Genomic DNA, 10,517 nt, shown 5'->3' with positions numbered 1-10,517 from the left:
TGATCGCCAAAGCGGACCCACTTCTCATCGCGACAGCCGAGGCGGAGCTGGCACGTGAGGGGTTCTCCACCGACCAGCTTATGGAAGCGTGTGACGTCCACATGGACGTCTTCCGCGACCAGCTGGCAAGTTCGCGCACCGTGGTGCCGGACAGCCATCCGCTGAAGCGCTTCATCGACGAACAGGATGCCATCATCGCCTGGCTCGAGCAGGGATTCACCCTGGCCAGGACACTCAGCGCGCTGGACGGATACGCAACGGCGGAGAGCACCCTCACCGAGCTGCGTGCCCTGATGCAGCATCTGCACGAGGCCCAGAGCCATGACGCCCGGCAGGAGAACACGCTGTTCCCCCTGCTGGAACGGTACGGCGTCGAAGAACCTCCTGCTATCATGTGGGCTGAACACAACCGCATGAAGGCGACGCGCGACATCATCGACAAAACGATTCGGGGAACGCCCGGTGCCATGCCATACGCGCAGTTCGCACAGGTGCTGGCGGGAGCGTTTCAGCACTGGCTGGAGACCTTCGTCCAGCACGCAAAGAAAGAACAGGAGATCCTGTACAACGTAGCACTCGACCTGCTGTCCGAAAAGGACTGGCAGGACCTTCAGCACGAATCCCAGGAACTGGGGTTCTTTGCACTCCCAGGGAAGGAGAACCGATGAGTGATACCAGTCTCGACCTGTTCGAGGGTATGGACCTCGACATCCTGTTTGCGCTGTTCGATACGCTGCCCGTCGACGTCTCGTTTGTGAACGCAGACGACGAGGTAACCTACTTCAACCTGCCCGCCGCCGGGCGCATCTTCCCACGCACACGGCTGGACATCGGGCGCACGGTACAGCGCTGCCACCCGCCCCAGAGCGTCGACAAGGTCCAGCGGATTCTGGACGACTTCCGTGCGAAAAAACGCTCCACAGCCGACTTCTGGCTGGAACTGGGTGGAAAGTTCATCTACATCCGGTACTTCGCCATCTACGGCAAGGACGGTGTCTACCAGGGGACCCTCGAGGTCTCGCAGGACTGCACCGAGGTCCGTGCCCTTCAGGGCGAGAAAAAACTCGAGGGCGAACCGGCCGTCTGAGCTAGGCTCGGACTACCGATACCTTACGCGTTACATAGGGAGATGCACTCATGATTGGGCAGGTTGTCGTGGTTGGAGGACTCGCCGTGCTTGCGGCTGTTCTGTGGAGACAGGGAGCGTTCGGGAGTTCCAAGACGGGAGGAGTTCGCACGGAGTACCGCAGTATTCCGAGGGAAGACACGCGACACACGGACCTGCACGTGCGCATGGGGGCGGGCGTGCTGTCGCTGCAGGGCGGGGCTACCGGACTCATGGATGCCGACTTCACCAGCAGCCAGCCGGAACTGGACCCCGAGTTCGTGTACCGCATGAATGGCAACACGTGTGAGGTCAGCATCACGCAGCAACTGGACCATATAATCATTCCAACGTCGCATATTCGCTGCGATTGGCATCTGCGCTGTGCGAACGACGTCCCCGTGACCATCGACCTGGAGTCTGGGGCGGGAACGACCGACATCGACCTGAGTACCGTCCCCGTCCAGCAGTTGCACGTGCGGACCGGTGCCGGCCAGGGTCGCACCATCATCCTCGCGTCCAGGCTCGAGCACTTCGACCTGCAGACAGGAGCGGGGCGGCTCGACCTCGAGATCAGGGGCTCGCCGACTGCACCGGCGCACGGCAGTGTCCATAGCGGCGTCGGAGCACTGCAGATGCACATACCACGAACCACGCCGACCCGCATCCACATAGACAAGGCCATTGGCGGCGTCAATGTGCGAGGCTTCGTGCAGGATGGCCACAACTACACCAACTACGCTCCCGGCGCGACGCCGGCACTCGACATCGACATTCAGGTCGGCGTCGGTGAAGTGACACTGGACACCGTAGGCTGACATTGCTTCCTCCTGGGCATAACTAGTCCCCAGAGATATGGCCTCTGCATCGAGACAGCAATCGCCCCCGCCTGAGCGGGGGCGATTCTTTTTTCTGGCGCTTACGTGACTCGCTGCGTCGAGCGCTAGCTTTTGACGTGCGCGTCCAGCCAGTCGGCCGCGAAGGCCAGCACGCGCTCCTTTGCCCCGTCCGGCTCATGGTGGATGAAGTGATACAGTCCCGGCCACAGCTTCAGTGTCACATCACCTGAGGCGCCTGCGGCAAGACGCTTCGACCCTTCGGGCAGTGCAATGACATCGTCTTCGCCGTGCATCACCAGCAGGGGGGCCTGGATCTCTGCAGCGCGCGCAAGTGCCTCCGCATTGGCTTCCCCGATGACTGCGGCCAATCCGACGGTGATCTTTTTGTACACCAGCGGGTCGGCGTCATATGCGTCCAGCACGGTGACGTCATGGCAGACCTTGTCTCGCGTGGCACCCATACCATTGTTGACAGCCATCGTTGGCACAAGGTGCCGCAGTGCTTTGACCTTGCCCATGGCGGCCGCTGACGCCTCCGGCATCACAAAGCCGCCGCTGCACAGCATGGCGCCCGCCAGCCGTGGATGTCTGCGGACAAGGTATGCGGCACTAAGGGTCGAACCCATGCTGAAGCCGTACAAGAACAGCGGCTTGCCAGGGAAGCGCGCCCTGACCTCGTCGCAGTACTGGTCCAGATCGTCCATGAAGTCATCGAGTCGTGCGGCGAACGCACGCCTGCCCTCAGACATGCCATGTCCCCGCAGGTCCCCTGCCACAAACGCGTACCCGCGGTCCACAAAGCTGTGACCAATATCAACGTACCGGCCCCCATACTCGCCTAGGCCGTGCACCAGAGCGACCACGCCGCGCACGTCTCCTTCGGGCGTCCACACGCGGGCGTACAGGTTCAGGTTATCCTTGCTGCGATACTGGAACTCCTCACTGTGCATCATTGCCTCCCAGACTCCGTGTCACTGCCCATGACAGTATAAGGTCCACCGGGGAACTTACTCATACCATATGGTTGCCAGCAGAACATGGACGGGGGCATTGTCCTGATTGAACAGCCTCACACTTCTCGTGGCTCCTTGATGGTCGGTCGTGAGAAGCAATACATCCCCCGTGTTTATTCTCCACGTCTCATCGGTACCGGCGCTGGCGACAATCGTACCATCCACGCCATACACGACGTACACGGCTTTCTTGCCCTTGTCACACGTTTGCACTGTCACATCGGGTATTGCCAAGCTGGATTGCCCCTGCACGCTGACAGCTTGCATCTGCCCAGAGCAGGCTCCGGACAGCATGATGTTGAAATCCCTGGCCATCCCCGTGCTTCTCGTCGCCCAGTCTCCAGCAAACGCATCTTGTTAAAATGGTTGCAGCCGCACGCTGTGATGATGCTCATGGTCAAGAGTCATATCTCCCTCGAGGACCATGATCAGCCTCCAGATCCCCGGCAGTGAAGTGAATTCTGATTCCTCTGATTTGACGTTGGCCGAACTGATTCGCCACACGAAATCACGACGGCTGTAGATTGTATTCTTCGGATAAATGGCAATCTCAGTCGTCATCCCTCCGTTCCAGGTACTGGTGTTTTGCTGATCTTGCCGCACCAATTCCACAGCATACGCCATGTCTTCCCTCATCACGGAGCATCTCCCGTCTCTCCTGCACCACAGGCCGCCGTCTGCATCGACCATGTTCTGTCCGTTCAGTATACCACGCCAGCCACGGAGAACCGGGCTGTTCGAGCAGGCAACCCTGATCATGGCGAGTCAGCTGGCGACCCACCAGTCAGCATCACCGCTGCAGTCGCTGGACCCGTAACGGCACTGCCCGGACGGGATCCCCGTCCGGGCAGCAGCGCAGAGAACGTGAGTATCAGGTTCTAGTAGATGGAATCCGGAACGTAGTACTTGGCTGCGTTGTCCTTCGTGATCAGGTCGGCCGACAGGATGACCTTGGCCGGGAACGGCCAGTTAGATGTCGAAGGAGGCGTCCACCCATGTCGCACCTTGTTTGCTGCTCTTCACGCAATCGAACACGAACTTGATCCCGCGAGCGCCGTCGACAACGGTCGGGAAGACGTCTAGCGAGTCCGGGGTGCGGCCCTGTTTTCTCGCCATGAGCACATTGCAGAAGTTCCTGTACAGGTTTGCAAACGCCTCAAAGTACCCTTCGGGGTGGCCGGCACCAAGGCGTGTAACATGCCCGGCAGCAGCCGAGAGATATTCGCTGCCACGAGTCAGCAGTTGCAAGGGGCCGCCCTTCTTCTGGAAGCGGAGAACGTTGGGGTTTTCCTGCTCCCACTCGATGGCGCCATCCGTCCCGTACGCGCGGATACGGAGGGCGTTCTCCTCGCCGATAGCCACCTGCGACGACCAGTAGCTCCCCGATGCTCCACCCTTGTACTTCAGGAGTATATAAGCGTTGTCGTCGAGTGGACGTCCCTCGACGAACGTCTCGAGGCTGGCAGCCAGCTTGTCGATTTCCAGTCCTGTAATGAAGTGCACCAGGTTCTCGACGTGCGTGCCGATGTCGCCAACGCAGCAAGACACACCGGCATACTTCGGGTCCGTCCGCCAGACGGCCTGGCGGTTGGTGCCTGCGCGTTCGATGGGGTCGGCCAGCCATCCCTGCGGGTACTCTGCAGCCACGACGCGGAGAGTCCCGAGAGCGCCAGTTCTGACGAGGTTCCGGGCTTCGCGCACCATGGGGTAGCCGGTGTACGTATACGTCACCATGAACTCAGCCTTGTGTGCACTGGCAAGTGCGACTAGTTCCTTCGCCTCCTCCTCGGTGAACACCATCGGCTTCTCACAGACGACGTTGATGCCCTGTTCAAGGAATGCCTTGGCCACCGAAAAGTGGATGTGGTTGGGGACAGTGACGATGACGAAGTCAATCCTGCCCTCCATGCGTGCTCCCTCCTCGACGGCCATTTCATGGAAATCAGCATATGCGCGGTCAGCGTCGATGCCGAGATCCTTCGCGACCTTGACCGTCTCCGACGGAATGTGGGAGAAACTTCCGGCAACCAGCTTCGCTTGGTTGTTCATTGCGATAGCGGTGCGATGCACCGGGCCGATGGAAGACCCTGGTCCCCCGCCTACCTGCCCATACAGGAGGTTGGTTCCTGTCTCGTTCAGCTTGCCTTCAATCATGTCATTCCCCCCTTTCCAGAAGAGTCGATATGCGCTTGTACTGGTCCTTCACCGATCAGTATAGCTGACGGTGTTTCTCATACCACGTGTGTATTGCCGGCCTCTTCACGGTTCTGACCGGTAACTCTCGGGCAGTTTGACCCAGGTGCGTGTGTCCCCCGTTCAGGTATGGGAGGAAGATGACGCCATTGGAGCACACCGGGCTGCTGTTCACGAGCTCCTCGATACGTCCAAAGGACATCCTCCCGGCGAACCGTTCGCGGTATCAATCCAGCGAGTTCGTAGCCGACAGGGCAACAGTCATCCTATAATGTGCAGTTGACAATCGCCCACGTCACAAGAAATGCTAATGCCCCCGGCGGGAGGAGACCAGCTGTCGTCGGTCTAACCGGGGGCATCTGGAGCGCGAGAGGGTGGCGCAACTGTCGCAGCCGCGCCACTTGTAAAGGAGGCTGCCGGGAAATCCTGTGGACTCACCGACATACCCGGTGAACGGTCCACTCCCGCAGGTCTGTCTACATCAGTCCTCCCCGTTCCAAGACCTGAACCGTCTCGGCAAACGACCGAACACCGCCCGAAGCCCCTATAGCCGTAACACACATGGCCCCGACCGTCACCGCAAGGTGGGCGCACCGGGAGGCATTCCACCCGTGCACGAGGCCCGCCGTGAACCCAGCGACAAACGCATCGCCTGCGCCGGTCGTGTCGACGGCTGAAACGACAGGAGCGGCAACATGCTCTATCACACCGTCCTCTGTCCGTAGAAGACAGCCCTTGTCACCCAGCTTGATGATGACGTTCCGCGCGCCACGAGCGACAAACGACGCTGCCATCGCCTCCGGCTCAGTGACNNAAATAGTCACAGAACGGCAGACATGTCTCGATTGACTTCATCCATCTTCCTGACGCGTCCCACGCCGTATCGAGCAGGGTCACCGCCCCACTTTCCCTGGCACCTCTCAGGACCTCCGCTGTTGGCTCTCCGTCTAGCTTTGGCATAAGGAGAGACCCGGCAACGACCAGGATGTCAGCCGACCGCACGAGCTCCATGTCGACGTCTTCAGAAACAAACATGGCGTTGGCACCGAGGCAATGGAGAAACGAGCGCTCGCCGTCGGGCGCGACCAGGACGACCGTAGCCGACGTCTGTACACCGTCTGCACGTCGCAGACCACTGGCGTCCACCTCCTCCTGTTCCAGTGTGTGCAGGACAAAATCGCCAAAACCGTCGCGACCGATCTTCCCCAGGACACTGCACGCTACGTCAAGTCGGGAAAGGTCGATGCCTACGTTGGCAGCACACCCACCCGTGTGCAGTTCCAGCTGATCAATGGGCACCATCAGTCCGCGTTCGGGCATACCGTTCACCGGTCTCGCAATGACGTCGGCACACACAATACCCAGGACCACGACCTTGCTGCTACTCACGACACACTCCTGATGGGCAGGCCGGCCGGAGGAGGCGACCTGCCTGCCCAATCAACTATTGCTTCTTACGCGTGCTGACGTCAACCGCCACGGCAATCAGCAGGACAACTCCCTTGACGACATACTGGTAAACCACCCCGAGGTTCATCAGGCTCATGCCGTTGTCCAGCGACGCCATGACCAGAGCACCAATGATGGCACCGAACACCGTACCCTCACCACCCATCGTCGAGGTGCCGCCAATGATGCAGGCCGCGATGACGTCCAGTTCCATGCCCGTTCCTGCCCCACCCGTTGCCGCATTTAGTCTGGAGGTATAGACAATACCGGCAATAGCGACCGCGAGGCCCTGAAGCACGAAAATCAGGAAGTTCGTCTTCTTGACGTTGATGCCCGAAAGTCGTGCGGCGTCCTTGTTGCCGCCGATGGCGTATACATACCGCCCAAACGTCATATTCTGTGAGACGAAACTGAAGATGAGAACCATCGCCATGACGATGAGAATGGCATACGGGATGCCGTGATAGAAGACCATAATGGAAAAGACTAGCGCGATGATGACAGACATGCTCACTTGTATCAACATCTGCTTGCGCGGGGATGAAACCGCAAATCCGTGTTTGATACGCCCTCTGCGGCTGTGCAGCGCCGAGATGTTGTACAGGATAATAGCGAGGATACCAATGAGAGCGCTGAAATCGTTGAAACCGGCAACCTTGATGAATAATTGAGGGAGATACCCCTGGCCAAACTGACGGAACAACTCACTGTTGGGACTGATAGTGTTGCCGCCGGTCACACCCAGGAGCCCGCCACGCATGATGAGCATCCCGGCCAGCGTAACAATAAACGCCGGGACGCCGACGTACGCCACCCAGTACCCTTGGAATAATCCGATGACTAAACCAAGGAGCAGCGTCACCGGGACGGCGAGCAGCGTCGGCCAACTCGCCTTGGTGATAAGGGTAGCGACCACAGCGCCGGTGAAGCCAACCGCGGATCCCACCGACAGATCGATGTGGCCTGCAACCATGACCAGCACCATTGTACACGCGACGATGGCAACGGTAGCCGACTGCAGGAACAAGTTCGACAGGTTCCTCGTACTTATGAAAATACCTTTCGTCAACACAGTAAAGATGCTCCACACGAGCAGTAGCGCAATGATCATCGTGTACTGCCGTACGTTGACACGCATCCAGTTACGCCAGTTGCCTCCCGGTGAGTTCTGCGGCTGTGTGACCGTCTTGGAGTTCACGTTCTCCATGGTTACTTACCTCCCGTTGCCAAGTACATGACCTTCTCCTGCGTGGCTTCCTTCCAGGAGAGGTCTCCAACCAGTCGACCCTTGTGCATGACCAGAATGCGGTCACTGATGCCGAGAATCTCAGGCAGCTCAGATGAAATCATGACGATACACACGTCCTGTTCCACGAGCTGGTTCATGATGTTATAGATCTCAATCTTGGCACCGACGTCGATACCGCGTGTCGGCTCATCCAGAAAGAGGACCTTGGGATGTGTCATCAGCCACTTCCCCACGACGACTTTCTGCTGATTGCCACCAGACAGGTTGCCCACTTTCTGTTCCACAGAGGGCGTCTTGATGGACAGATCCCCGACGTATTGCTCGGTGCGCCGGATCTCTTCGTTGCCGTCGATAACGCCGTTCTTCCACAGCTTCGCCATGCTGGCAAGCGTTATGTTGCCGCACAAATCCATCATGGCGATAAACCCATATCGTTTGCGGTCCTCGGACAGATAGGCCACACCCTTCTCAATGCAAGCACTGGGACTATTCGCAACCATCTTCTTGCCGTTCAACAGGAGTTCGCCAGTCCGTCCAACACCATAACTGCCAAAAATTGACATGGCCAGTTCGGTACGTCCGGCGCCCATGAGACCCGCGATGCCCAGAATCTCGCCCTTGCGAATACTGAAGCTGACGCCGTCGATGACTTTGCGCGTCGGAAGGTCCTTGTCATAGACCGTCCAATCCCTGACCTCGAGGACCGTTTCTCCGAGCGTATGCTCGACACGCGGAAAGCGCTGGGTGATCTCGCGTCCCACCATCAAGTTGATCATACGCTCCTCGGACATGTTCTTCACATCATCGGTCGCGATAGTTCTGCCATCTCGCAGGATGGTAACGCGATCGGCGATCTGAGCAACCTCCGAGATCTTGTGTGAAATATAGATACAGGACACTCCCTTGGCCCGAAGGTCACGGAGTATCTGCATGAGAGTCTCGGTCTCGGTTTCTGTGAGCGCTGCCGTCGGCTCATCGAGAATGAGCAGGCTCGCGTTCTTGGACACGGCTTTCGCAATCTCTACCAGCTGCTGCTCTCCAACGCCGAGGTCGATGATCTTGGTAAGCGGGTTACGATTCAGATGAACTTCGTGCAGCACCTTGCTTGCTGCAACAAACGTTGCGTCCCAATCGATAATGCCGTTCTTCTGAAACTCACTCCCGAGATAGATATTCTCTCGGATGCTCATCTGTTTCACAAGAGCAAGTTCCTGGAAGATGATAGCAATGCCGGCCTTCTCGCTGTCCCGCGTTCCGGTAAATTGCAGCTCCGCCCCATTGAACATCATCGCACCAGTGTATGACCCGAAAGGATACACCCCTGCCAGAACCTTCATCAGTGTAGACTTGCCGGCACCGTTTTCCCCAACCAGTGCATGGATTTCCCCTCGCTTCACGTTGAAGCTGACGTCATTGAGTGCCTTGACGCCTGGGAATTCCTTGGTGATATGGTTCATCTCAAGAATGAAGTCATCCATCCCTTCCACCTTCCATATTTCGCTGGGTCCTGCGCGCTCGATCGGCAGGGTTCCCGCACCTCCATGCCCTTCCAAAACTCACTGCGGGGAGCGGGCAAGCCCGCTCCCCGGTTCGTACAATGACTTCCTACTTGTAGACGTCAGCCTTCAGGAGGTATCCGCTAGCGATCAGCGTAGCGTCAATGTTCTCCTTAGTGACAGCGATGGGGACCAACAGGATAGAAGGCACATCCATTGTGCCGTTATTGACGGTCTGGGTAGCCTTGGCGAGAGGCTGGCCGGCAAACATCGTCTTGGCTGCTTCGACTGCAGCATCGCCAAGCATACGAGTGTCCTTGAAGACGGTCATACCCTGGGTACCCTTTACGATACGCTGAGCAGCGGCCAGTTCAGCGTCCTGACCGGTAATCGGAACCTTGCCGGCAAGACCCTGAGCGGCGAGCGCCTGGATGCAACCACCGGCTGTGCCGTCGTTCGGAGCAAGAATGCCCTGGATGTTGTTCTTGTTGGCCGTCAGCGCATTCTCCATGATCTTCTGTGCATTCTCGGGCTTCCACTCGACAACAGGCTGGTCGGCAACAATCTTAATGTCACCCTTGTCGACAAGAGGCTGGATGATACTCATGGCTCCCTGCTTGAAGAGCTTGGCATTGTTGTCGGTCGGGGCGCCGGAAAGAATAGCATAGTTGCCCTTTGGAACAGCAGTGGTCAGCCAAGTACCCTGGAGCACGCCGACTTGCACGTTATCAAATGAAATGTAGACGTCGTCGTTGGCAGTATTCATGACCAGGCGGTCATAGGAGATGACCTTGACGCCTGCGGCATGCGCCTTGTCGACGATCGTTGCGGCAGCAACAGCATCCTGCGGTGCAAGGATGAGGACGTTGATGCCCTGGGTGAAGAGGTTTTCGCATTGGCTTTCCTGCGTAGCGGCATCCATGTTGGCGATCTGTGTCAACAGCTCGATGCCCTGGTCAGCACAATCCTTGGTGATACGATCCTTGTCACGGACCCACCGCTCTTCCTGCAGCGTGGCAAGAGACAGGCCGATCTTCAGCTTCTGCGCCACGGGGGCGGGAGCAGGGGTGGGGGCAGCAGCAGTCTTGCACCCTGCGAGGACCGAGACGAACAGCATTACGGTAAGCAGTACGACGATTGCCCTAAACGTTCTCTTCATGAGCCATTCCTCCT

Annotated in this window: 12 protein-coding genes; 3 read left to right on the top strand and 9 right to left on the bottom strand. The window is 58.4% G+C overall.

What is annotated here, in order from left to right:
• From SMC5_RS08805 to SMC5_RS08795, 3 genes are all read left to right on the top strand, one after another.
• Positions 1-668, top strand: a 668-nt coding sequence (locus SMC5_RS08805; protein WP_119120409.1) for a DUF438 domain-containing protein, incomplete at its 5' end; no start/stop codon positions are given.
• Positions 665-1,087, top strand: a complete 423-nt coding sequence (locus SMC5_RS08800; protein ID WP_119120408.1) for a PAS domain-containing protein — start codon at positions 665-667, stop codon at positions 1,085-1,087. The genes SMC5_RS08805 and SMC5_RS08800, both read left to right, overlap by 4 nt.
• 50 nt (positions 1,088-1,137) lie before the next feature.
• Positions 1,138-1,923, top strand: coding sequence for a toast rack family protein (locus tag SMC5_RS08795; protein ID WP_119120407.1), 786 nt, complete (start codon positions 1,138-1,140; stop codon positions 1,921-1,923).
• 125 nt (positions 1,924-2,048) lie between these two features.
• On the opposite strand, the gene SMC5_RS08790 is transcribed toward SMC5_RS08795, so the two are convergent.
• The 9 genes from SMC5_RS08790 to SMC5_RS08750 form a co-directional block, all read right to left on the bottom strand.
• Positions 2,049-2,897, bottom strand: coding sequence for an alpha/beta hydrolase (locus SMC5_RS08790; protein ID WP_119120406.1), 849 nt, complete (start codon positions 2,895-2,897; stop codon positions 2,049-2,051).
• 54 nt (positions 2,898-2,951) lie between these two features.
• Complete coding sequence (locus tag SMC5_RS08785; RefSeq protein ID WP_119120405.1) at positions 2,952-3,272, bottom strand: hypothetical protein; 321 nt, start codon at positions 3,270-3,272, stop codon at positions 2,952-2,954.
• Positions 3,273-3,314: 42 nt separating this feature from the next.
• Positions 3,315-3,593 carry a HutD family protein gene (locus SMC5_RS08780; RefSeq protein WP_165846360.1) on the bottom strand — a complete coding sequence of 93 codons (279 nt, stop codon included), beginning with the start codon at positions 3,591-3,593 and terminating at the stop codon, positions 3,315-3,317.
• A 333-nt stretch (positions 3,594-3,926) separates the two neighbouring features.
• Entirely contained in the window at positions 3,927-5,111 is a 1,185-nt protein-coding gene (locus SMC5_RS08775; protein ID WP_119120403.1) for a Gfo/Idh/MocA family protein, read from the bottom strand.
• 515 nt (positions 5,112-5,626) lie between these two features.
• A complete protein-coding gene (locus SMC5_RS11455; protein ID WP_119120402.1) occupies positions 5,627-5,944 on the bottom strand; it encodes a carbohydrate kinase family protein in 318 nt (105 codons plus the stop codon).
• 10 nt (positions 5,945-5,954) lie between these two features.
• Positions 5,955-6,521, bottom strand: coding sequence for a carbohydrate kinase family protein (locus SMC5_RS11450; RefSeq protein ID WP_455423460.1), 567 nt, complete (start codon positions 6,519-6,521; stop codon positions 5,955-5,957).
• 73 nt (positions 6,522-6,594) lie between these two features.
• On the bottom strand, positions 6,595-7,737 hold the full coding sequence (locus tag SMC5_RS08760) for a sugar ABC transporter permease (RefSeq protein WP_119120411.1): 1,143 nt from the start codon (positions 7,735-7,737) through the stop codon (positions 6,595-6,597).
• Between the two features lie 71 nt (positions 7,738-7,808).
• Positions 7,809-9,326, bottom strand: a complete 1,518-nt coding sequence (locus SMC5_RS08755; RefSeq protein ID WP_119120400.1) for a xylose ABC transporter ATP-binding protein — start codon at positions 9,324-9,326, stop codon at positions 7,809-7,811.
• A 127-nt stretch (positions 9,327-9,453) separates the two neighbouring features.
• Complete coding sequence (locus tag SMC5_RS08750) at positions 9,454-10,503, bottom strand: sugar ABC transporter substrate-binding protein (RefSeq protein WP_119120410.1); 1,050 nt, start codon at positions 10,501-10,503, stop codon at positions 9,454-9,456.
• Positions 10,504-10,517: the final 14 nt, after the last annotated feature.

It is taken from the genome of Candidatus Cryosericum odellii (assembly GCF_003570935.1).
GTDB classification, from domain to species: Bacteria; Caldisericota; Caldisericia; order Cryosericales; family Cryosericaceae; genus Cryosericum; species Cryosericum odellii.
This window is presented reverse-complemented; position numbering and strand designations above follow the sequence as displayed.

Bases quoted from the DNA above. Each gene is read 5' to 3' on its own strand.
- SMC5_RS08800 (WP_119120408.1), top strand. From the start codon at position 665: ATGAGTGATACCAGTCTCGACCTGTTCGAGGGTATGGACCTCGACATC.
- SMC5_RS08795 (WP_119120407.1), top strand. From the start codon at position 1,138: ATGATTGGGCAGGTTGTCGTGGTTGGAGGACTCGCCGTGCTTGCGGCT.
- SMC5_RS08790 (WP_119120406.1), bottom strand. From the start codon at position 2,897: ATGATGCACAGTGAGGAGTTCCAGTATCGCAGCAAGGATAACCTGAAC.
- SMC5_RS08785 (WP_119120405.1), bottom strand. From the start codon at position 3,272: ATGGCCAGGGATTTCAACATCATGCTGTCCGGAGCCTGCTCTGGGCAG.
- SMC5_RS08780 (WP_165846360.1), bottom strand. From the start codon at position 3,593: ATGAGGGAAGACATGGCGTATGCTGTGGAATTGGTGCGGCAAGATCAG.
- SMC5_RS08775 (WP_119120403.1), bottom strand. From the start codon at position 5,111: ATGATTGAAGGCAAGCTGAACGAGACAGGAACCAACCTCCTGTATGGG.
- SMC5_RS11455 (WP_119120402.1), bottom strand. From the start codon at position 5,944: ATGGCAGCGTCGTTTGTCGCTCGTGGCGCGCGGAACGTCATCATCAAG.
- SMC5_RS08760 (WP_119120411.1), bottom strand. From the start codon at position 7,737: ATGCGTGTCAACGTACGGCAGTACACGATGATCATTGCGCTACTGCTC.
- SMC5_RS08755 (WP_119120400.1), bottom strand. From the start codon at position 9,326: ATGGATGACTTCATTCTTGAGATGAACCATATCACCAAGGAATTCCCA.
- SMC5_RS08750 (WP_119120410.1), bottom strand. From the start codon at position 10,503: ATGAAGAGAACGTTTAGGGCAATCGTCGTACTGCTTACCGTAATGCTG.